The 22,792-nt window shown below is 62.6% G+C and carries 18 protein-coding genes and 1 tRNA gene; 7 read left to right on the forward strand and 12 right to left on the reverse strand.

All coding sequences use genetic code 11. The features are described from left to right. Window positions 1-208 precede the first annotated feature (208 nt). Window positions 209-907 carry a DnaJ domain-containing protein gene (locus tag BA190_RS27355; RefSeq protein ID WP_082980069.1) on the reverse strand — a complete coding sequence of 233 codons (699 nt, stop codon included), beginning with the start codon at window positions 905-907 and terminating at the stop codon, window positions 209-211. Between the two features lie 219 nt (window positions 908-1,126). Between BA190_RS27355 and panC the strand changes: the two genes are divergently transcribed. Together panC and BA190_RS27365 are read left to right on the forward strand one after the other, a co-directional pair. Continuing rightward, window positions 1,127-1,993 (forward strand): pantoate--beta-alanine ligase, encoded by an 867-nt coding sequence (gene panC, locus BA190_RS27360; RefSeq protein WP_068295530.1) that lies wholly within the window; start codon window positions 1,127-1,129, stop codon window positions 1,991-1,993. Window positions 1,994-2,314: 321 nt separating this feature from the next. Next, a complete protein-coding gene (locus tag BA190_RS27365; protein WP_068295532.1) occupies window positions 2,315-2,938 on the forward strand; it encodes a transglutaminase-like cysteine peptidase in 624 nt (207 codons plus the stop codon). Between the two features lie 108 nt (window positions 2,939-3,046). On the opposite strand, the gene BA190_RS27370 is transcribed toward BA190_RS27365, so the two are convergent. The 3 genes from BA190_RS27370 to cls form a co-directional block, all read right to left on the reverse strand. After that, on the reverse strand, window positions 3,047-3,577 hold the full coding sequence (locus BA190_RS27370) for a gamma carbonic anhydrase family protein (protein ID WP_068295534.1): 531 nt from the start codon (window positions 3,575-3,577) through the stop codon (window positions 3,047-3,049). Between the two features lie 135 nt (window positions 3,578-3,712). After that, complete coding sequence (locus BA190_RS27375) at window positions 3,713-3,910, reverse strand: DUF3126 family protein (protein ID WP_245196728.1); 198 nt, start codon at window positions 3,908-3,910, stop codon at window positions 3,713-3,715. Between the two features lie 345 nt (window positions 3,911-4,255). Beyond that, window positions 4,256-5,695: a cardiolipin synthase gene (gene cls, locus BA190_RS27380; RefSeq protein ID WP_068295538.1), complete on the reverse strand. Its 1,440-nt coding sequence runs from the start codon at window positions 5,693-5,695 to the stop codon at window positions 4,256-4,258. An 87-nt stretch (window positions 5,696-5,782) separates the two neighbouring features. Here cls and BA190_RS27385 point away from each other — a divergent pair, with 87 nt between their 5' ends. After that, window positions 5,783-6,430 carry a MarC family protein gene (locus BA190_RS27385; protein WP_068295540.1) on the forward strand — a complete coding sequence of 216 codons (648 nt, stop codon included), beginning with the start codon at window positions 5,783-5,785 and terminating at the stop codon, window positions 6,428-6,430. Between the two features lie 254 nt (window positions 6,431-6,684). Here BA190_RS27385 and cysE read toward each other — a convergent pair whose 3' ends face one another. Together cysE and BA190_RS27395 are read right to left on the reverse strand one after the other, a co-directional pair. Then, the gene (gene cysE / locus BA190_RS27390; RefSeq protein ID WP_068295542.1) at window positions 6,685-7,539 is read right to left on the reverse strand and encodes a serine O-acetyltransferase; all 855 of its coding nucleotides are present in this window, start codon (window positions 7,537-7,539) and stop codon (window positions 6,685-6,687) included. 71 nt (window positions 7,540-7,610) lie between these two features. After that, complete coding sequence (locus BA190_RS27395; protein ID WP_068295544.1) at window positions 7,611-8,366, reverse strand: alpha/beta fold hydrolase; 756 nt, start codon at window positions 8,364-8,366, stop codon at window positions 7,611-7,613. A 139-nt stretch (window positions 8,367-8,505) separates the two neighbouring features. On the opposite strand from BA190_RS27395, the gene BA190_RS27400 reads away from it, so the two are divergent. From BA190_RS27400 to BA190_RS27415, 4 genes are all read left to right on the forward strand, one after another. After that, window positions 8,506-8,751, forward strand: coding sequence for a zinc-finger domain-containing protein (locus BA190_RS27400; protein WP_068295546.1), 246 nt, complete (start codon window positions 8,506-8,508; stop codon window positions 8,749-8,751). 7 nt (window positions 8,752-8,758) lie between these two features. Further along, window positions 8,759-9,931 carry an FAD-dependent monooxygenase gene (locus BA190_RS27405; RefSeq protein ID WP_068295548.1) on the forward strand — a complete coding sequence of 391 codons (1,173 nt, stop codon included), beginning with the start codon at window positions 8,759-8,761 and terminating at the stop codon, window positions 9,929-9,931. 36 nt (window positions 9,932-9,967) lie between these two features. Next, window positions 9,968-10,053 (forward strand) — tRNA-Leu (locus BA190_RS27410). Between the two features lie 111 nt (window positions 10,054-10,164). Then, entirely contained in the window at window positions 10,165-11,847 is a 1,683-nt protein-coding gene (locus BA190_RS27415) for a DUF6538 domain-containing protein (protein WP_068295688.1), read from the forward strand. Window positions 11,848-12,693: 846 nt separating this feature from the next. On the opposite strand, the gene BA190_RS27425 is transcribed toward BA190_RS27415, so the two are convergent. From BA190_RS27425 to BA190_RS27450, 6 genes are all read right to left on the reverse strand, one after another. Beyond that, window positions 12,694-13,446: a hypothetical protein gene (locus tag BA190_RS27425; protein WP_068295552.1), complete on the reverse strand. Its 753-nt coding sequence runs from the start codon at window positions 13,444-13,446 to the stop codon at window positions 12,694-12,696. Window positions 13,447-13,569: 123 nt separating this feature from the next. Then, on the reverse strand, window positions 13,570-14,568 hold the full coding sequence (locus tag BA190_RS27430; RefSeq protein ID WP_068295553.1) for a tyrosine-type recombinase/integrase: 999 nt from the start codon (window positions 14,566-14,568) through the stop codon (window positions 13,570-13,572). Next, the gene (locus BA190_RS27435; protein ID WP_162275229.1) at window positions 14,565-15,356 is read right to left on the reverse strand and encodes a tyrosine-type recombinase/integrase; all 792 of its coding nucleotides are present in this window, start codon (window positions 15,354-15,356) and stop codon (window positions 14,565-14,567) included. Before BA190_RS27435 ends, BA190_RS27430 begins: the two co-directional genes overlap by 4 nt. Before the next feature lie 157 nt (window positions 15,357-15,513). Then, the gene (locus BA190_RS27440) at window positions 15,514-15,927 is read right to left on the reverse strand and encodes a hypothetical protein (RefSeq protein ID WP_068295558.1); all 414 of its coding nucleotides are present in this window, start codon (window positions 15,925-15,927) and stop codon (window positions 15,514-15,516) included. A gap of 183 nt (window positions 15,928-16,110) precedes the next feature. After that, window positions 16,111-17,988, reverse strand: coding sequence for a hypothetical protein (locus tag BA190_RS27445; RefSeq protein ID WP_068295560.1), 1,878 nt, complete (start codon window positions 17,986-17,988; stop codon window positions 16,111-16,113). 176 nt (window positions 17,989-18,164) lie between these two features. Beyond that, the gene (locus BA190_RS27450; protein ID WP_156771727.1) at window positions 18,165-22,217 is read right to left on the reverse strand and encodes a hypothetical protein; all 4,053 of its coding nucleotides are present in this window, start codon (window positions 22,215-22,217) and stop codon (window positions 18,165-18,167) included. Window positions 22,218-22,792: the final 575 nt, after the last annotated feature.

Consider the following 22,792-nt stretch of genomic DNA (forward strand, 5'->3'; position numbering starts at 1 on the left):
CGGCATCGCGGGCAAACGCAAAGGCATGTCGAGCCAATGCGTGGGAGCAAGCAAGCATTCAGTCATGGACGCAGCTTGCCCGAGGATAAAAGCGGCTTTCACCGGAACGCACTTTGCTCCGGGAAAACGTCGCAAGCTTAATCGTTGCGTAACCATGTTCTGCGACGCTCAAGCATCGTCGGAACCGAGCAAGTTCGGTGGAGTTGCGTCAATGGCCTTCAAGAAGCATGTCCCTGGCCCGGTTGACACGAGCAGCCATCTGCGTCGTGCCCCCCTTGTCGGGATGGATTTTCTTCATGAGCGCCCGGTGCGCTCGACGAATTTCCTCGGCGCTCGCCCCCGGCTGCACCCCAAGGATCTGGTAAGCTTCCTGCTTCGTCATCGCGTCGGACGCCGCCGCTCCGAAGCCCCGCGCGTGCGCATCGTCCTTGAAGTGTTCACGCCATCCGGCAAGCCTGCGGTCCAGATAAGCTTCAAGGATTGAACGGCCGACGAAGTCGGCGGCGATCTCCGCACGCAGTTGCATCAGCTCCGCTGCCGGCATGGCCGAAAGGCGCCGGCCCGAAAACCGCCCGCGAATGACCTGCCCGTCTATCGGCTGCCTGTTGGCATCGAGCATGATCACCAGATCCGCGGTGCGTACCGAACTCGGCCTCGTCGTCGAGCCCGGAATGACGCCATCCGGCAATTGCGGCAGCCAGCCCCGCATGCCTGCCGCCAGAAGCAGCAATGGCAACCCCATGCCCCAGGCGCCGCGCGTCAGCAGATAGAGGCCGAAAGCAAAGGCGAGGAAACTGCCGCCGCGCCGCAGCAGGCTGTCCAGGACCGGCGTCTTCGACAGCATGCCCGGCTTGAGAAACGGCCACAGGCAGAACAGCACCACGCATGCGAAAATAAGCTGGCCCACTTCTATCCGATCTGCGAAACAGCCATCGATTCAAATCTTGGAATCCGAGTCTTGCCAGTTCAGCGTTCCCCGGGCAAAGCGCGTTTAAACGCAAACGCGGCTTTGCTCAAACTCTTTGGTTCGGCGCGTCTTTGCAATTCTCGGTGTGACCGCCAAATCGCAAAACGCTTTGGAACGCTGGTCAGGCAAATGCGACACTATGCACCTGCGGAGTAAGGAATGGCGCGCCAAACCCTGGTCGTTCGAACCGTGGCGGAGTTGCGCCAGGCCGTGAAGCGTTTTCGCGAGGTGCAGGAGACGGTCGCCCTGGTGCCAACCATGGGCGCCCTGCATGACGGCCATATCACCTTGGTGCGCCAGGCCCGCCAACGGGCAAGCCGGGTGGTGGCCACGATCTTCGTCAATCCGACCCAGTTCGCGCCAACCGAAGATCTCGCCAAATATCCGCGAACGGAAGCGGCGGATCTTGCCCGTCTCAGGGATGTCGGCTGCGACCTCCTGTTCGCTCCTGACGCCAGCCAGATCTATCCGCACGGCTTCGCCACCACGGTCTCGGTTGCCGGGCCGGCGCAGGCCGGCCTGGAGGATCGCTTCCGTCCCGGCCATTTCGCCGGCGTGGCGACAGTGGTGGCCAAGCTGTTCTGCCAAAGCGGCGCGGACTTCGCCCTGTTCGGCGAGAAGGACTATCAGCAGCTTTGCGTCGTTACCCAGATGGCGCGCGACCTCGATTTGCCGATCACGGTCGTCGGCATTCCGACCGTGCGAGAAGCCGACGGATTGGCGATGTCGTCGCGCAACCGCTATCTCGCGCCGGAACAGCGGGCCAAGGCCCCTCTCCTGCATCGCACCCTCCGGCAGGTCGCCGACGCCCTGATCAAGGGCGCCGACATCGAGGCCGCCCTGGCATCCGGGCGCAGCGCCATCACGGCCGGAGGCTTCGAGCTCGACTATCTGGAAGCTCGGCAGGCGGCGAGCCTCGCTCCGATCACCGGACTTGCGGAGGGGCCGGTGCGATTGCTGGTGGCAGCCCGGCTGGGTGCAACCCGCCTCATCGACAATATCGGTGTCGAGGCGCCCCGACATTAACCAAATCGCCGCCGGAAAAGGTGACGAAAGCGTGGCAATCGTGCCACGCCTCCCCTTGTTGCCCACGGTCGAGGGAAAACGGGAAATCGTGGTTAATCCACCGTTAACATGAATCTTTTCAAAGAGTTACGATACTTCATACCCCGTGCGGATCTTGTTTTTTCTGCGGCAAGAGCGTTGTGCGCCCCCTGCCCTTGTGCGAAGTTGGCTTCGGGAACGGGTAATTGGCCCTGCTCTCTGGGTAAACATCCGGTGGCGGGCAAAACGGGTCTGAAGATTGTGATGCGCTTCGGGATCAGGATCAGGTCGAATTTGAGCCGAATGGCCCCTAAAGCCGCCTTGGCCGCCGTGGCGCTCGCAACGGTTTTGCTGCCGCATTCGCAGGCTGCCGCCGCTGGCCACAGCGCCATGCCGATCTATGCTCCCGTGGGCGATGTCACCACCCCGCCCTCCGGCTATCTGCAGTTCTGCAAGGACAATCCGGCGGATTGCAAATCGGGCTCGCAGGAAGCACGCGATATCGTGCTCTCGCGCCAGGCCTGGAAGGATCTCATCGCCCTGAACGACCAGGTCAACAAGTCGGTCAAGCCGGTTACCGACCTCGACAATTACGGCAAGGTCGAATGGTGGGCCTACCCTACCAATGGCAAGGGCGACTGCGAGGACTATGTCCTGCTCAAGCGTAAATTGCTGATCGACGCCGGGTGGCCGCGCTCGGCCCTGCTGATCACCGTGGTGCGTGACAAGAAGAACGAAGGGCACGCCGTTCTGATGGTGAAGACCGATCGCGGCGAGTTCGTGCTCGACAACCAGGAGGCCAAGATCCTGTCCTGGCGCGCCACCGGCTATCGCTACGTCAAGCGCCAGTCGCAATCCGACCAGAACGCCTGGGTCTCGCTCGGCGACACGCAGACCACGGCCATCGTGTCGGCGAAGGGCAATTGAGTTTTTTCCGGGTGCGCGGACGTCTCGTCCGCCTCTTCCCCACGGCGCGTGTCATGTTTCCAAGAACGGACGAGACGTCCGTGCACCCGGAAATACGCTCCCCGCGACCTAATCCACCCTCTTCAATCCCTTGGCGAAGCGCTTGGCGTTGGCGACATAATGCGCCGACGATTGCCTGAGCTTGGCGACGGTTTCCTCGTCGAGGGCGCGGAGCACTCGTGCCGGCGAGCCGACGATCAGCGAATGATCCGGAAATTCCTTGCCTTCGGTGATCAGCGCATTGGCGCCGACCAGGCAGCCCTTGCCGATGCGCGCGCCGTTCAGGATGGTGGCCCCCATGCCGATCAGGCTGCCGGCACCGATGGTGCAGCCATGCAGGATGGCGGAATGGCCGATCGTGCAATCCTCCCCGACGGTCAGGGGGAAGCCCGGATCGGAATGCAGCACGGCGCCGTCCTGGATATTGGAGCGCGCGCCGATGGTCATCGGCTCGTTGTCGCCGCGCAACACTGCGCCGAACCAGATATTGGCGTCCTCTGCCAAAATCACGCGGCCGACCACCTGCGCATCGGGTGCGAGCCAATAGCGGCCGTCAGCCGGCACCGACGGCGCGATATCGTCGAGCGCGTAAAGGGGCATGGCAGAGCTCCGTTCCTGGGATCGCAGGCGTCTCAGCGACATGTTCCCGTGTCGCGATTGCCTGCCCTTGGACATGCTGCGGCTGCTGGATGGGAAGATGCAGGCGAGGCCGCCTGCAATCCCGGAAATAGCCGATCAGTCCTCGAGGTCGATGTCGAGGATCGCCATATGGAAATCGTAGGACGTCTCTCCGTCTTCCTTGTCCTCTGAGACCACGCCGATCGACTCCTCGCCGATATAGACTTCCGCGCTGTCGGTCTTGCGGGCACGAGGCACGACGCGAATGGTGGCATTGCCGAAGGTGCGACGAAGATAGGCTTCGACGCGCTGCATGTCTTTCTTGTCCACTAGACTTCCTCGGTTGAATGCGCCGGGCGACCTTGCCGCCCCGCCATCCCCGGGCTTTGCCACGCCGAGGCCTGCTTCGCAAGAGAATGCGGGCCGAGGGCCTGTGCAATCGAGCAAGTTAAGGCCTGGCGAGGACGGGAATGGCCGAATCTGCCGGGATCGTCGGATCGATCGAAAGCTGCTGCAACGGCGAAAGATGATGGGATGGGACGGGATCATCGTGCAGAAGAAGGTGTACCCGTTTTCGGCACAAACGATGCGGCAATGAAATCCTGCTGCATCGGATCCGTTTCCGGAACGGCTTCCCCTGACGCGGTTATCCCACCCGCACTAGAATACCGGCCCGACGATGGTGAGCAGATTGTCGTATATTCGACGAAGCCTCGGGCGTTTCCTGACGTCTCGTTCATCGACCGGCGTCGATGATGAAATATAGGTGTCCTGTCGGGCCCGGACGTTGGAAGAGTCCCTGTCCGAATAGAAAAGGATGTTGTTTTCGAAATTGAGATAGAGGCTGCGAAAGTCCATGTTGGCCGAGCCCACCAACGTGAGTTGACCATCCACGACCACGGTTTTCGCGTGAAGCAGGCCGCCATGATATTCGTAGATCCTCACGCCCGCTGCGAGAAGCTGTGCATAGTAAGCCCTGCTGATTGCACTCACGACATGTGAGTCATTCCGGGCCGGAAGAACAAGGATGGTTGCCACCTTACGGCGCGCCGACGCCATGAGGCTGGCGAGAAGCTGTGAATCAGGGACAAAATAGGGCGTCGAGATCACCACCTCCTGCTGGGCGCTCTGGAGCAACGAGACGAACACGTCGGACATCGATCCCTTCGGAGACATCGGCCCCGTCCCAAAAGCTGCCGCCGCGCAGCTCCCCTTCAATTCCCCCCGGAAGGGCTCGCTGAGCAGGTTCGACAGGTCTTCGCCATATTCGATCGCCCAATCATTCGCGAAGACGAGCTGGTTCTGACGAGCCACCGGACCTTCAAATCGAAGCATGATGTCGACCCAGGGAGCGAACCTCGGCTTGATGCGGAACTCCGGGTCCGCACAGTTCTGGCTGCCGCAATAGGTGATGCTGTTGTCGACGACGACGATCTTTCGATGGTTGCGCAGATCCGGACGGCTGATCGACGCCAGCGAAACACCGAGCGAGGATACCAGCGAGGTGCAGAGCTTGATGCCCGATTGCTCCATCGCAGCCCAATGGGCGGAGCGGATGAGATCGCGCGATCCGAACGCATCCACCACCACGCGGCAGGTGACGCCACGCGCCGCCGCCCGCTGCAGGGCCTCGACGACGAGCCTGCCATTATTGTCCGTCAGCCAAATATAGAACGAAACGTGGATCGTCTCCCGCGCAAGATCGAAATCGCGGGCCATGTCGCGGATCGCGGCGTTGGAATCGGCCGCCAGGCTCGCCAGGTTTCCGATCGCAGCCCCGCATCCGTTCAAGGACGCGCAGGTCTCGAACACCGGCCTGTAGCGATCGGGAATGACGCCGGAGGAAAGGCCGCCCGGCATGGTGGACGCGTTCGATACAGGCCGCTCCCACACGGCGGAAGCCCGTTGGCGGAACCTGCGGGCCATCCAGGGCTCACCCAGAAAAAGATAAACCGCAATTCCGATGATCGGGAAGCCGATGAGCACGAAGAACCACGCCGCGCGTGCCTCCGAATTCATGTCGTCGTTGAGCAGTACCCGGCAGAGTACTGCCACATGCACGACAAGGACGAGCGCCAGGACTATGAGGTGATGCCACATGATATATCCTGTCCCGGAAAGCACCCGCGCGAAGGCGATATGGACTCAATGAGGTGCGCCTGAAGCCCTGAAAAGGATTGCGGTCAGATGGACGTGACTTTCGCTGCGAAGTTCCTGGGCGCGCTGTTCGCCATCATGAATCCCTTTATCAACCTGCCGATCTTTCTCAGCATGGTGGGTACCAAACCCGTCGCTCAACAGCGCGGCATGGCGGTGACGATACTGCTCTATACGGCAGCGATGTGCATCGTCATTTCATTGTTTGGCGGGTACATCATCGCTTTTTTTGGAGTCACCATTGCCTCCTTCCGCGTCGCCGGCGGCCTGGTGCTCCTTGGCATCGCCTTGTCCATGCTGAACGGCAAGCCTGTCACCTCACACGAAAGGGACGAGCAGGAAAAACAGGCCGACAGGACAGCGGGAAGCGATACGGACGGTGATCTGGCGTTCTATCCGATGACATTTCCGATGGTCGTGGGGCCGGGCACCATGGCCACGCTGATCGTCTATGCGGCGCAAACCCACAGTACCGCGCAATATGTATCGTTTGCCCTCGTGCTTGCGAGCGTCCTGCTCGCACTATTCATCGTCCTGTTCTTCGCCGCCGACATCGGCGAACTCCTCTCCGCCAAGGTGAGGGTCATCATGACGCGGATCATGGGCATCATACTTGCTGCGATCGCGGTCGAAATGGTCATCGAGGGAGCCAAGGTGATGTTGCCGGGCCTGGCTTGAGAGGCGTAGAGATCCTGCAGATCTCGGTGGCAACGAAGTGAAGGGTCGGTTTTACGAACCGAAGGGCGCGAAGCAGAGAGGACCATCATCCTCACCTCCATCGAGAATGGAGCGGGATCGCCTGTCCTTACCTGTTGTCGCAGATGACGCGCGCTATAGCGTTTTGCGATTTGGCGGAATCGCCAAGAATCGCAAAGACGCGTCGAACCGAAGAGTTAGGGCAAAACAGCGTTTCCGTCTAAACGCGCTTTGCTCTAGAGCCCGACGTCGTGCCAGAAGATGTCGTCCGGGAGCGGACCATGCAGGATCTGGTCCATGCTGCGCGACGGTTCGGCGCAGCCCGCCTCCCCGACCACGCGGGCCGGCACGCCTGCCACCGTGGTGTTGCGCGGCACCGCCTTGAGCACCACGGAGCCAGCCGCGACGCGGGCGCATTGGCCGATCTCGATATTGCCGAGGATCTTGGCACCCGCCCCGATCATCACGCCGCGGGCGATCTTGGGATGGCGGTCGCCGGTCTCCTTGCCGGTGCCGCCCAGCGTCACGTCCTGCAGGATGGAGACGTCATCGCCGATCACCGCCGTCTCGCCGACCACCAGGCCGGTGGCATGGTCGAGGAAGACGCCGCGCCCGATCGGCACGTTCGGATTGATGTCGCACTGGAACACGGCCGAGGAACGGCTCTGCAGATAGAGCGCGAAATCCTTGCGCCCCGCCTTCCAGAGCCAGTGAGCCAGGCGATGGGTCTGCAAGGCGTGGAAGCCCTTGAAGTAGAGGATCGGCTCGATATAGCGATTGGCGGCCGGGTCGCGATCGATCACCGCCGCAATGTCGGCGCGGATGGCCGAAGCAATGCTCGGATCGGCTTCGAGCGCCTTGCCGAAGGCCTGGGCGATCAGGGTCGCCGGCATGTCCGAATGATCCAGGCGCGAAGCGATGCGCTGCACCACGGCGCTTTCCAGCGAACTGAGCTGCAGGATATTGGCGAAGATGAAGCTGGAAAGCTGCGGCTCGGCATGGGTCACCGCTTCAGCCTCGGCCCGCACGCGGCTCCAGACCGGGTCGACGATTTCAAGCCCATGGGAAACCAGGCGCTTCGACTGATTCATCTGCCTATCCGCTGAATGGAAGGTATCTCCTTCCTTTTTAGCGCAGTGGTGCCGGCAGTGCCAATGTTCATTTAGACGCCCTGCTCTGCGAGGAATGCCAAGACGCCTTGCTTGTAGACCTTGTCGCCGACGGCGGGGTTGTGATCGCGATTGGGAATGTCGAGCACGGCGGCATTGGGCATCATCGCGGCCAGTTCCTGCGCCGAGCCCGCAATCGGATCGCGCGTACCCACGGCGATCAAGGTGGGCTGCAGGATCCTGGCGACCTCGGCCGGATTGAGCTGGACCCGCGAGCCGCGGATGCACGCGGCCAGGGCCCGCCGGTCCGCGCCGCTCTTGTCGGCAAAGGCCCGGAACATCCGGCCGATCGGATCCGGCACGTCTTCGAGCGAAGGCGCCACCATCGCCGCTGCGATGGTGGGCGGCAAGGCCTCGCCATGCACGAGGCGCACGCCCAGGCCGCCGAATACAACCGCATCCACGCGCTGGGAATGCTCAAGCGCCAGGAAAGCCGTGATGCGGGCGCCCATGGAATAGCCCATCACCGTCGCCGAGCCGATGCGCAGATGGTCGAGCAGTGCGACGGCGTCGCCTGCCATCACGGCGGGGTGGTAAGCGGCGGGATCGTAGAGTTTCGAGGAGTCGCCATGGCCGCGATTGTCGAAGGCGATCACCCGCCTTCCCTGCCTGGTGAGCAGGTCGACCCAGCCGGTGCCGACCCAGTTGACCTGATGATTCGAACCGAAGCCGTGGATGAGAAGGATGGGCTCGCCCTCTCCTTCGTCGATATAGGCGATTTCGACGCCGTCATGATCAAAACGCTGCATCGGCGCGGTTTTCCTTTGCTCTTGCTCCCAATAGCCCCTATCGCATCCCGTGCGGCACCGCTATGGTCCGCGCGAGAGAAAATTACGGACCCTAAGTCCACATCGTGGACCGCAAGTCCCCATCGCGGACTGAAGATCAATGGCAGGCCATTCCATTCCCCATTTCCAAAATGACCTCGGCTTGAAGGTCATTCGCGTCGGCTCGAAGGAATTCATGTGCCAGGGCGCGAGCGTGCCTTTCGACCATCCCCACATCTTCATCGACCTCGGTTCGGATGACGAGGCGGTGTGCTCCTACTGCTCCACGCTCTTCAAATATGATCCCAAGCTGCCCGAGGGCATGTCGGAGCCGGCGGCCTGCACGGTGAACGCCCAGGCCGCCTGAACCGGCCATGGATATCGCGATCGCCGGCGCCGGCATCGGCGGGCTGGCGGCTGCCCTGGCCCTGGCCCGGCGCGGCTTTGCCGTCGAGATCTACGAGCGCGCCGCGACGCTCGAGGAAGCTGGGGCCGGCATCCAGCTCACCCCCAATGCGCTCAACGTCCTGTTCGGCCTCGGCCTCGCTGCCGCGCTCGAAGCGCATATGGTGCGGCTGGAAGCGGTACGGATCCGCAAGGGTGCCACCGGCGCCCTCATTCAGGAATTGCCGCTCGATGCCTGCCCGGCGCGCTGGGGCGCCCCCTATGGCGTGATCCATCGCGCCGACCTGCAGGCCGTGCTGGTGGAAGCGGTGCGGCGGCACGGCATCCCGCTGAAGCTGGGGCGAGAGATCCGTACAGCCCGGCAGGATGGGCAGCAGGTTACCCTGTCCTTTGCGGGCACAGATCCCGATGTTTCCGCTCGCATGTTGATCGGCGCCGACGGCCTCTGGTCGAAGCTGCGGCTCCAGCTCGGGCTCGAGCCGCCCCGTTTCGCCGGGCGGCGGGCCTGGCGGGCGGTGATCCCGATGCAGGATGCCCCGGCCCTGTTCCAGGGCCTGAAGACCGGGCTCTGGCTCGGCGGCAACGCCCATTTCGTGCATTACCCCGTGCGATCGGGGCAGGCGCTCAATCTCGTAGCGGTGACGCATGACGTGGATGCAGGCCCCGGCTGGTCCGCGCCGCAGCCTTTGGCGGCGCTGCTGCCGCATTATGCCGGCTGGGACGGACGCTTGCGGGCCTTGCTCGCCACCGTGCCGCAATGGCGAACCTGGCCCCTGTTCGAGGGCCGCGCCGACAACCGGATCGCGACCGGCCGCATCGCCCTGATCGGCGACGCCGCCCATCCCATGCTGCCGTTCATCGCCCAGGGCGGCGCGGCGGCCATCGAGGATGCGGCCGAACTGGCTGCCCAACTCAGTGGCGCCGACGACAATGATGTTCCCGCCCGCATGCAGGAATGGTCCCGCCTGCGCCTGCCGCGCGTTCGCCGGATCCAGGCCGAGGCGCACAGCAATGGCGAGCGCTATCACTGGCGCTGGCCTCTCGCGAGCGCCCGCGACCTCGGGCTGTCGGCCCTCGGCGGCCGGCGTCTCCTGGAGCGCTATGACTGGCTCTATGGCTGGAAGCCGACAGAAACGACTTGAGCCCACACGATTCCGGCCCTAAGCAAGGCCGGCGCTGCGGACGTGGCGAAATGGTAGACGCAGCAGACTTAAAATCTGCTTCGGGAAACCGGGTGCGGGTTCGAGTCCCGCCGTCCGCACCAGCACCACGACTTTAGCCATTGAAGCCAATAAGTTACGTGTTGTCAGACAGTTAGGATTGCGCCACTGTACAACAAAAGTGGCACACAATGCGTTATCGGATGGTCATGTCCATGCAGCGGAAAGGCTCCCGCAGTCGCTATTTCATTCAGCGAGTTCCCAAGGACGTGCAGCCTCAGGCCCTCGGCATGAAGCTCAGCGTTCCCATTGGGGGCACCACGCAATCAGTCACCATCACGCCTGCGATGATCAAGGGGTCCCTTCGCATCTCGCTCCGCACGGATGACCCGGTGACCGCCAAGATACGGCATGCCGAAATCGTGGCGTATCTGGAAGCCATCTGGCGCAGCCTTCGAGAGGACGCTCCGGTTTCCCTCACTGCCAAGCAGGCCACCGCTCTGGCTGGGTTCCTCTATCACGCCTGGGCGAACGAAGGGGAGAGTGAACGCACCGTCTCGGGCACCATCGGATTCGACGGGACGTGGACCCCTGAGCCTCCCCCGCTGCCTCACGAGATGGCCGCCGCCTGGGAGAACCTCCGGGAGAAACTGAGCGCCCTGCCCGCTGATGACACGGAGGCTCTGGAAGCCGTCCTCGGCGCCATAGTGGACCGCCTCTTGCTTGCTCACGGCATCCGCAGGGTGGACAGCCATAGTCGGCTCATTCTCCTGGGAGCTTTCCGGGATGCGCTACGGGACGCCGCTGCGAGCCGCCAAAGGCAGGCAGAGGGGGACTATTCGCCAGACCCCAAGGCCCAAAGGTTTCCCGCGTGGCAACCGCCTGGGGAGCCCGCCAAGCCGGCCACCACGAGCGCCAACGGCAAGTTGACACTCGGAGACATCGTAGAGGGATGGTGGGCAGAGGCCAAGGCAGTGGGGGTCACGCAATCAACCTATGAGGCTTACAGCCGCAAGATGGAACGGCTGAAGGAATTCCTTGGGCATGACGATGCGGCCCGCGTCACGGCTGACAATATCGTGGGCTTCAAGAACAAGCGGTTAGCGGACGGCATCAATGCTCGAACCGTGAAAGACAATGACCTCAGTGCCCTCCGCGCCCTATTCGGTTGGGCGGTCACCAATCGCAAACTTCAGGTCAATCCTGCGGTGGGCATCACGCTGCGCCCCGCCAAGACGGTCCGAACGCGAGCCAGGGATTTCACGGAGGAGGAGGCCCTAGCGATCCTAAAGCACGCCGCCGACTACCGCAAAGGCCCCAGGGAAGACGCCAAGACCGCAGCGGCTAAACGCTGGGTCCCCTGGCTGTGTGCCTACACGGGCGCCCGGGTCGGTGAAATCGTGCAACTCCGCAAGACGGACCTGAGGAAGGTGAGTGTTCCCGCAGGGCGAACGCCCGAGGACCGAGCTGGCAACGGAGAGGTGTGGGTCCTCACCATCACGCCAGAGGCCTACACCGTGAAGGACAAGGAGTTCCGTGAGGTCGTGCTTCACAGCCACTTAGTGGACCTCGGGTTCCCTGACTTTGTGGCAAGCGCTAAGGCCGGACATCTCTTCATCACACCGGACGCCAAGGGGGAACTCCGGGGCTCATGGCGGACCATGAAGAACCGCGTTACGGAGTCGGTGCGGAAGGCCGTGACGGACCCCCGTGTTCGCCCCAACCACGCTTGGCGGCACACCTTCAAGACCATCGGGCGGCAAGCCGGCATAGAGGATAGCGTATTGGATGCCATCTGCGGCCACGCCCCGGGAACGATAGGTGCCGACTATGGCGAGGTGACCGTGGCGGCCAAGGCGAAGGCCTTTGAGCGGTTCCCGAGGTTCGTAGTTGCGTAGCGATAGCGGTATAATGCGAGTTCTGATGCCTGCTGCAATACGGGCGAATTGTGTATGCTGATGGCTGTTTCAGATTGAGTTAGGGGCTCAGGCCCGAGCAGGGGGAGGCAACTTAAGTGACCATAGTTGGCAGACTGCTGGACGATACGGGAGTGGTCACTAGCGTGCACCTGCCCGAAGACCCTTATGATAAGGATCTGATCAATGCTTTGGGCGGTTCGACTGACCGATCGGTTGTGGGAATAATAGAAGGGTGGGAAGTGCTGACCGTGCCCGAGGTTCCGGGGCGGTATCTCGTCGTCGGAGAGGCCCTTTTCATGGGTGACCCTGCGCCACGTCGCCGAACATGCGACCTCGGTGATGAGCAAGTGCGGACAGTGGTCAAGAGAGCTAAGCGCCTTACAACGCCCTAGCGGTACCCCTCAAGCTCCTCATCGCGAATCTTGCCGGCCTCATACAGCGAGACACACCGCTCCCAGGACCCTATCCCGTGGTCCACGCAATAGGCACTGAGTCTGTCCGCATGTGCCCCGGGCGGCTCCTTCATGAGCCCATCCAAGACCCGTGCCGCCCCGCTAAGGACAGCGAAGAGGACCACCAGGAACCCAAGGTACCCGAGGGCCAAGCGGACCCCATCGGGCGTAATGAAGTCCCCAAAGATTTCCGCTAGGCGGCTACGGGGGAGAGACATTGGCCGAACCCCTTCGAACATTGATATCCCTCCCCCGCTCCCCGCAGGACGCAAGCCGAGGAAGCCCGCTCTGTATGGCCGCACCGAATGTACGGCACGGCGTTCCCGCCTCGGGGAAACTCGGTGTCACCACCTGCCGTAGGCGAGGCATTGCCCTAGACCGGGTGTCTCTCCCGATGCCACCGGGCAACCTGCTCGGAGGAGGCAGAGGGGTTGAAAGCGGCGTGGGCAGCTAGGGCATCCGTGAGAACCTGCCGGTACTGCTCGGTGGTCGCGTGGAAGCGCTGGGGGCCCGTGAGTCCGTCTTGTGGGTTGGGCTTCTCGTAGGTCCGCACGGCGATATCGAGGAAGTCCGAAACGCCCCGTGCGGTGACCGGGCTGCTGGTCTCGATGTAGAGGAGCCGCCTGCGGCAATCGTGGTGCCCAAAGGGATGGCTGCGGTCTACGTGGACCCTCACGCGGTCACCCGGGGCAGCATCCATGAAGACCCTGTTGAGGGAGATGCCCTCCCCGAATATCTCAGGGTAGTGCCATTTGCCCTCGGGGTTGCTTTCAGTCTTCCCGGTGCAGTCGTCATCCACGAACATCGTGCCCCCATTGGCGAGGGCCATGCGGAGCAAGAGGACGGCCTCGGGTTCCCAGTAGCGTGTCCTGGGGCGGGCTGGGCTGTTGTCCCCCTCGCGGTCAGCAAGGTGGAGACGCTCGGGCCTTATGGGCTGCACTGATAGCGCGATGGCCGCCGACCCGTCCACCGGGTCCACGACAGGAACGGCACGGGCAAGGACGCCCTGGGGGAGATGCTGGCAGAGAAACTTCGGGTCCGGTAGGCCTCCGTGAAGGCGCATTTCAAGCCACCCCACAAAGTCGTGGAAGGCGATGGTGGTCATGGGTCCGTGGGTCTTAGCCATGGGGTTCGGCTCCTCGGGTGAGTTTTGGAATGGACATAGGGGAAGCGCTTCCGGGCTCCTTCGGGGGCTCCGGGCTACGTAGGGAATTGAATGGAATCAGCAGCTAGAGGCGGCGGGTACTCATCACAGGAACCTCGCAATCTGCTCCGTGTTGTAGCCGCCCGCGATCTTCAGGTACCCCATGGTGGTCTCAACGTTCTCATGCCTGAGGTACTGCCGCAGGATGTCCAGAGGCATGCCCTTCTCGGTGTGCAGGTAGCGAGCGGCGGACCTGCGGAGGGCTTTCAGGGTGCATGTCGGGTTGGTGACCCCAAGGAACTTCCGGCACTCACGCCAGAGGTCCGCTAGATCTCGGTAGCTCTGTGGGAATATCTTGGAGTCCAAACCCTGGTCCAGGGCCCGCTGGTGCCTCTTGATGAGCAACCTCCCGGCATCCTCACTGAGCGGCAGCGGGGCACGGCTGGCCTGGGTCTTGGTGCCATCCACCATGATCACCATGCCCTTGGGGGACAGCTCGTTGGTCTCGGGGTCGTGCTTGAAGGTGATGTCCCCCCAGACCTGACGGAGGCTCTCCTCGACCCTCAGGCCCGTAAGGCAGGTCCACTCGATGTGGTCCGCGAGTTCGCACCGGAGGCGATAGTCCTCGTGGCGGGACCAGCGGTGACTAGCCAGGGCCTTCTTGGGGTCCCGCAGCCATGCAAGGATGAGAACGGTGGTGCTCTCATTGAGGGCCCACTTCGGGGTCACCTTGCCCTTGGCCTTAACGCCAGACCGATCAATGCCCATCTGTTTCAGGACGATGAGGCGTTTCGTTACGGTGCTCTTGGCGATGCCCTCGGCTTCCCACTTGGACACCAGGGCCTTGATATGCTCCTTGGTGACATCCTCAGCGTAGTGGACGGCGAAACGCTCGCTGAGGGCCACAATAGTGGTCTTCCCCTGCCCGCGCATTGAGTCCATAGAGCGCCGGCCCTTCCATTGGTTCTCACAGAGTGCGTCCAACTGGTCCATAAGCAGCGTCTTGCCTGGGACACGGGGCGGCTCGGCGGCCATCAATGTATAGACCGGCTTACCATCGGCGCCCCACGAGAGGCGATAGCGTGCCTTCTGTCCGCCCATCATAGGAACCTCCGCATTTCCTCGGTGCTGGCACCACCAGTCAGCCGCAGGTATTCCATCGTGGTCTGGATGTTGCTGTGCCTGAGGTATTGCCGGGTGAGGTCCAGGGGCATGGCCCTGTCGTAGTGCAGGTACCGTGCGGCGGACCTGCGAATAGCCTTAAGGGTGCATGTGGTGGACTTGGTGAGCCCAAGGTGGTCCCGGCAGAGCTTCCACAGGCGCTGAAGGTTGTCGTAGCGCTCCGGGAAGACCTTGCTGTCACCCTTAGGACACCCAGCCGCGAACCACCTGCGGAGCAACAGGCCTCCCGCCTCGCCACTCAATGGGATGGTCGCCTCGGACCCTTCGGTCTTGGTGCCTGGGACAAAGAGGTCCATACCAAAGGGAGACGGCGGGCCGACCTCGGGACCCCTGCTGAAGCTCACGCCGGACCACTTGACCCGCAGGGTCTCCTCAATGCGGAGCCCGGTGAAGTGGGTCCACTCGATGTGGTCCGCGAGTTCCGGCCTTGTGGCAGCCAGCGAGGTACCTTCGGGCACAGGCGTACGGAGCCACGTGAGGAGGCGGGACCTGTGGTCGTCATTGAGCCACCACTTGGGGGCCTTCTTGACGCCGCTGGTAATCCCCGCCGTGTCACACCCCATAGTCTTGAGCACGATCAGGCGCTTGCGGATGGTGCTGGCAGAATAGCCCTGCTCTTTCCACTTCGAGACCATAGCCCTGATGTGCTCCCGGGTGACCTCCGCGACATGGCGGACGGCAAGGTCCTCGGTGAGATCTTGGATGATCATACGCCCCTGGCACACCATCGTTTCGGCGGACCTGAGGTCACGCCAAGCGGTTGCCGCCGTGGCCAGAGCGGCCACCAAGGTGGTCTTGCCTGGGGCCGTTCCCCGGCTGGGCCGAACCTCTGAGGTCCCCGGAAATGGGATAACGTTGTCCATCGCCCTACCCTTTCACCGTCAGTACCGCGATGACTCCGAGGCCCTGCCCTTTGTAGTCGGGCTCCTCCCCGGTCCGCTTGGTCTTCACCAGCGCGAAACGGTCAGACCTTCGAGCGGCGGGAAGCTCCTTCAGCCATTTGTTCCACTCATCCGAGAGCTTCTGTTTGATATACGCATGGTGGACCTTGTCGGGGGCCGCGCCCCGCACCTCAACGAAATAGGCGGCAGGCACAAAGAAGCCCCGAGGCTTGCCATCCTTTTCGACCTCAACGGAGAGGGCCGTCCAGCGGGCCCGGAAAGGGAGCGACGAAATGCGAGACCTGAGAGCGTCCGTGGGCACGGTCTCGAAGACCTGGGTGGTGAAGTCATAGACCTTCTTGGCGGTGCCGGCAGTGGTCGGAAGTTCGGGGGTAGGCATCGAAGGGAGCCTTTCTATGTGCTCGGGTAAAACTGCCCATTATGTCCCGCAGAGGGGCCGGGGCGGTCCAATTCAAAGAGTGAATCGATGTGAGCCATGAGGACCCCTATCGATTCACAATGCTGATGGGTTCTCCGAGAGAACTGCCGCCTTACCGACGGGGCCTGCTGTGAAGCAGGACGATCACCTAAGGCGAACGCACTGGGCCACGGTGTTCATCTGTAGCGAGCCGCCCGAATAGGACGCCACGCCCACCACATAAACACTCGTGTTCCCCGTGGCGGTCGTGAAGTCGAACACCCAGGGGCCTATGGGGCGGATCTCCTCGTTAGAGAAGGACCCGGTGAACTTCATCATGCCACCTCCCGGCGCCAGCGGCAGGGTTGCCGAGCCGTTGTTGAATGCTGCCTGCATCACGGCAACCAGGGCGCCACTAGCAGGCAAGACCTGTACGGTGGCGTGGCAGGACCACATGCCCGGAGGTATCGACAGGGTGCCGAGTGTGGTCTGGGTGACATTCGAGATGGGTACCGCACCGGGCGAAATGCTGATCATCTGGCCGGGCGTGTTGGCTACGAGGGCGGATGCCCCATCGGTGCCGCCCCAGGAGAACGCGTTGGACGGCGGGGTGGCCTGGGGGGTGAAGAAGTTCGTGAAGGTGTTCCCCTGGGCCCGGATGCCGGTGGCTGCCGAGTTCTTCACGATCATCGCGCCTGTGGTCGTGAGGTTGACGTATTCAAGCTTGTTGTTGGTGATCTTCACGTCCGAGGGGGCGCCGTTGCCGCACGATGCGTCCGCAAGGTTGATGTAGGAACGGAGGCTGAGGGCTTCGCCGTTGTTCGAAATCCAAGCGTTCTCTAAGCGGGCCGATGTGACCCGGCAGAAGTTGAAGAAGTCGCGTCCTGCTGGTGTCCATGAGCCTGTCGCGGGGTGCACCAGCCAGTTGCCGCCCTTGATTGTGAGCTGCCCTGCCTGCTTGGCTACGAGACCCTGGCCGAACGCATCGCACGACATGTTGTCGATGGCATATTGGATGGGCGAATAGCCGTCCCAGTCGCTATCTATCTGGACGCAGGTGTCCACCTCACCGGCAGCCGAGTTGATGAGGCTTTGGTCCTCAAGGCCCAGGCCGGGACCCGTGATGGTGGACTGGAAGCGGTAGCCTAGCTTGAAGTGCTGGACGCGGGTATTCTGTACATGGTTGACGAAGGTCGAGACTCCCTTGAACCAAATGCCCACACCCGTGGTTGCCAGACCTTTGCGAGAGGGACCGGCCTCAAGCATCCCCTTGTTGATGGTGGTCCCTGCGGAGCCATCCAGCACCATGCCGGTATTGAAGCCATTGACAGCGAAGTTGTCGTAGAAGCCGTTGACCTGGGGCTGGAACCTTGCGTTCACCCCGATGGTACTTGTTGACGCGGTGTCCGTAGACTTGAAGGTGATACCGTGCAGTTCCAGCTTGTCGGGCTTCACGGTCCCCGTGGCGCAATGGTTCCACCCGTTGGTGGTTCCGAACTGAAACACTGTGAGGTCCGATCCGGCCCCAACGAAGCTAATGCTTCTCCCACAACTCGACGCAATCGGCTGGGAGAAACGAGCCGTCCCGGGGCCAAGCCTAAGAGTAATCGCCCCGGTGGTCGATTGAATCACCGAGTTGATCACCGCCCCATCGATCTCATCGGACAACGCACCGGCAGCCGGCAGTAGGGCCTGCCACTGGCTCAGGGTCCACCCTGCGGTACTCCTGCCGTTCAGGCTGGTCACCCCGGAGAGTGGGTGGCTGGTGCCATCCCCGACATACCCGAAGCCACGCAGGGTTACCTCATCGATATCCTGCTTGTTGCGGAGACGGTCCGGGAGGTTCCATGCGCCCTTGCTGTCGATACAGCCGAAGGGGAGGCTTTTGTCAGTGGGAGAAGCATTGTTGAGGTCCCACAGGTAGAGACACCGTGTGGAACCGGCTTTGTCAATTTGGAGCGTTGGGGTGCCCTTGGTCTGTACCTGTGCGAGGGCCGGCCCTGCCAATAGGATAGCGAGCAGAGCCGCTGCAAAGCGGGTCATGTTGGTTGGTCCTTGGTTTGAGTAGTGGCGGGAAATCGTCTTTCGACGGGCAGTCGCTCTGTGGCTTTTCAACCGGTTAGCGATAATCCACAGAGGCTCACTGAGGGTGCCGTTTCGGGGGCAGCTCCCTCAGAGATTCTCAAAGCTACTGTTGTGGTAGTCGGTCGGGCACGGCGCTAGGAGCCGTCACCGCCGCCAAGTCCGAACTTCTCAAGGATTCTGCCAAGAGCGTCCCGCTGCTGAAGGGCCCCATTAGGGTCCCGCTGCTTCAGAGCGTAGGCCGCACGGACCTGCTCGTTCGCCGTGTACATCGCCTTGCGTACATTGCGGTCCTTCATGAGGACCTTCTTGGCCTTCTCATGGTAGGGGTTGATGACGGACCCCAGCATATAGAGCTTGGAGCCCTTCACCGAGGATGAGCCATCGGGGGCCTTGAGGTAGGCCTCGGATTGCATCACCTTGGCAACCTGGGACTTCAGCGAGGGAGCACCGGGGAGATGACCGGAGAGTTCCTGAAGGCGGTCATAGGCATTCCTGCCGTCCTCCATAGTGACATCCCGGAGGTCATACCCGGTGCCCGTGGGCGTGATGCCGGCGATAGACTTACCGTCCGCCGTGTCCATCGCGAGCCGTTCCATTTCGAGATCCACGATGCCGTCTGCGGTGGAGGACAGACCCAACTTGGCGTGAATAGGGTCTCCCCATATGTCCCGCCTCGGAGGCAACGCCGATGACAAGCCCGGAATGGTGGCAATCATCTGGTCCATGATGGAGACAGCGTCCCGCATCTCATCGTCCATAAAGGCCGCGTTGGCGTTCCTGAGGAGCGACGAGGCCGGCACGAAGTTGGACGCGATGTTGCCCGCCTGCCTCTCCACCTGCCGCCCCTCGCCGCTCATCAGCATGTCCATGGCCTGGTGGAGGTTCTTCAGATAGGTCTGGTCGGCTAGCCCCTTGGTGAGCGCCAGAGACAGGGCCGCCGCCGTGCGCTCTATGACCCCCTGGTCAACGCCCTCATGCTGCGAGGCTTCCCCGACAGCCGCCGCGATGGTGAAGGGGATGGCGAACGGACCCAGCATGTCCTTCAAGGGCGTGTAGGTCACGCTCCCATCAGCATTCTCCCGGCGATAGGCAAAGGGTTTCCAGCCGGTGGCCATGAGGTTCCTGCGGGTCTCGGAATCTCCGGGTCCCGGGCCGGTGATCATGCCGTTGTAGGCCATGACCCCCGTGAGCAAGCTAAAGGTGAGACCCAGCGAAGCCTGCCCCCGGGCTTGGGCCATGAAGACCTTACGCATTTCCGGAGTGTCGCCCTTCCGCCCTTGGAATGCCTCCCGGAAATCCTTGCTGAGGGCATTGAGCCCCGGTGTGAGGTTGATTCCATACCGCACCAGATTCACGGGGGTCTTCACGAAGGGGACGAAGAGCCGCGCCGGGGGGAACTGCGCGGCGAAGGACTGGAAGGACCTAGCGCCCGCCGCAAGGACACCCGTATCGAGGTCCTGCGAGAGCGTGGCAATCTGTGCCTCCCTCTTCGCGTCCATGTCGGTGGCCCGGCCCGCGTCATCAAAGGCAGCCGTGAGGCGGCCGTTGACGTGCTCGGCAAGCTCCTTACCGGAGAGCCCGAGGTCCGCCGCTTCCAGGTGTGCCTTGGCTCCCACAATGGACCTATAGGTAATCACCTTGGCCGCCTCATCGGCAGCCGCGAGGAAGCGGAGGGACCCGCCCACGGCCATCTTCCCCATGTTCCCGAAGGAGGCCATGGTGTTGTACGAGACGTTCGCCATGCTGTCCCAGGGCTTCCACCGGTAGAGCGCCCGGTTACCCTGGGTGGGTGTCCCGTAGAGGTCCAGATTGTGCATAGCGAGGCGGCTGTCCCCTAGCCGGAAGGCCTCTACTGCGGCATTCCAAGCGTCCGGCAGAGAGCTTGCCATGTAGAGGTATTGTTTCACGGCCTGCTGCCGGATGGACGCTCCGGCTTCGCCCATGCTGTAGGACCCGATGACCCTTTCGGCAGGCCGCACCAAGGCGGTCACCGTGTTGGACACAAGGTTGTTGACCTGGGTCTTCCAGCCCCACAGCAGGTTGCTCGCGTAGTAGTAGCTGGCGAAGTCCTGAATGCGCCTGAGGAAGCTTGGTTGGGTGACCTTGCGGAGATTCCGAACGTCGCCCGCGCTGTCCACCATAAGTTGGACCAACATGTCCGGGTTGACGGTCTTGAGGCTGTCTATCGTGGCTTGATCCGGGGCGAACTCAGCGCGATTCCTGCGGACCACACGGCCACCAGATGCCCGGATGGAATTCGCATGGCCCAAGGCCTGAAGAGCCCGCGCAAGCTGCGCCTGGACCTCCTCCGCAGCCGCCACCGCATTGCCACCCCACTGCCCTAGGCGGCCCTGCTGGATGGCCAGGGAGTTTACATAGGCGTCCTTGAACATCTTGTTGGCGATGAGGTAGCCCATCTCCATATGGGCGAACATGTCGTGAGCAGCTTCGCCGGCCTTGGCGAGTTCGCTCATCATCGCATTGGGGTCCGTATTGAAGATGGCGGCATACTGGCTGATGCGCTCCCGGGCCTTCGCATCGGTGAGCACTGCGCCGCCCTTGAGGTTGTCTAGGATGCCCTCCTTGTTCACCGCTTCCACCGCGTGATTGATGAAGTTCACCACCTCCTCCGGGGTAGCCATCTTGTGGTACGGCAAGCTGTTCGGCGGAGAGGCCATCTTCTCACCGCTCTGCACGGCTCCCAGCCAGTCCTTCCCAGCGCCGTCCGTAGCGTCCCAGTCCTCGCGGATAGCCTTCATGATGCTGCCGGTAAGCGCCGGGTCGAACCCTCCGGGAGCGGCGTGCGGTTGCCCTGCGGTGGCGGCCTGGGTGCTACGGCCCCCACCCTCGCTGCTGCTCACTCGGTCTCCCGAGGCGGCATCGAGGTAACTGCGGGCGGCCATCGTGCGGGCCTTGGGAATGTCCACGGAGACCTCCACTCCGCCCTCATCCGCATAGCCGTGCTCCCGGCCCCCGTTGCGGGCACCCGTGGTTCTGCGCCCGGTGAGGTTGACTACCTCGGGGTGGGCACGCTGGAACTGCTTGAGAAGCTGCGAGGCAACACCGGGACCTAGGGAGCCTCGGGTCTCCCCGGTAGTGCTCCAAATGTCCTCGATCCTCGCGGTGTTCCCTTTGATGGTGGCATGGACGTAACCAGCCGGCTGACCATCCCGCATGATGGAATAGACCACGTCTCCGGGCTCCTTGGCGGGAGGCAATCCGGCTGCCTCACGGTCCGCCACGCCTAGTTCGAAGGTGCCGGCAGGGGGGCTCGCCTCGGGAGCTGCCAGAGTATTGGACTGGACGGTCTCCGGGCTTGCTGCTTGTGCCTCGGTGGTGGGCGCACTAGGGCTCGAACCTTGGGACCCCGCCGCGTTCTCCCCGCCGACCACCTCGCCATTCCTGACAAGGTAATGCTCATCCGGTCCCAACTGTGGGGCGGACGCCTCGGCCTCTATGGTGCTTTGGGTCTTCAGGACCTCATCCGATGCCCTGGTGATGCCCTCCCGGTCACCCGAGGACAACGCCTTGTAGAGCCGCATGCCGCCCATGAGGAGAGCACCAGTAGCCGCCTCTATGCCGAGGTTCTCAAGGGCATTCTTCAGGCGGCCCTGTGCATCCGTGTCCCCGGGCTGGGCCGCGAGGTATCCGGTGATGGGGTTACGGAGTTGGGGGAACTGCTCAATGACGTTCGATAGGCGCTCTTGATGCGGATCGAACATGGTGGTGTTGACAACGGTAGCTTTGGCAGCCTCCACCCCAACCTTCACCGCCTTGGAGCCTTGGGCTAGACCCTCTAGCGCTTCAAGTCCCCTCCCCACCCAAGGAAGGACCTTGAGCCCCTCGGTGAACTTCCCGAGACCCACCATGCCCCCGGTGAACTGCCCGATGCTGGCAATGAAGGGACCACCAATACCAAGGCTCTCAGTGGCTCTCGATAGCTCGGCGTCATGGCCCTTGCGGAAGTCGGACCTCTGGTCTTCCGGGGTGGGACCCGCGAAGAAGTCATAGAGTTGGAAGCCGGACTCGGTGGCACCTCCGCCCAGTGCGCTACCCACATCGGGGAGCTTGCTGACACCATGGGCAATCCCTTGGCCGAACCGTGCAGCCGCATTGCCTATGGTGCCCGCTACGCCTGCCTGCCCGGGTCCCTGCCCATCGGGACCAAAGGGGGTCGGATTGCCCATCCACTCCGGGTAAGGCGCTACGGGACCTGCGGCGGCACCTGAGGAGTAGGACCCCGCTTCGCCTCCTCCCCCATACATCTCGGAGGGAGACAGGGTGGGACCCGAGGAGCCGCCGTACAGACCTCGCATGGGGTCTTGCTGTGGTGCCTGGGGTACGGGTGGACCACCCTGGGGAGTGCCCTGCTGGGCCTCCTCCTGCTGCTGCTCCTCCATGGCTTGCTGCACGAGGGCAAGTTGTAGGGCTTCCTCCTCAGTCATCGCGGGAGAGCTGGGAGTGACCTGGGGTGATGCTGCTGGGGTGCTTGGGGTTGGGGTCTTGGGGTCCGGCATGGGGTGGAACCTCTCGGGGTACCTGGGGTGTGAAGGTGGGACCACGTAGGGAGGCACCTCTAAGTATCCGTAGGGATGCCTTAGAGTGTACTTGACATGCCTCCTCATCATGGGGCATACCTAGGTGGTCACTTGGTGGTGTAGTGATGAGTGGTTCTAGTGATCTAGGGCATGATCATCCTCCGGTAGACACAGTGATGACCTCAAGAGACATGATAAGAAGGCGCGAAGTTGCTGAGAGAAGC

This window comes from Labrys sp. WJW, assembly GCF_001676615.1.
Classification (GTDB): Bacteria; Pseudomonadota; Alphaproteobacteria; order Rhizobiales; family Labraceae; genus Labrys; species Labrys sedimenti.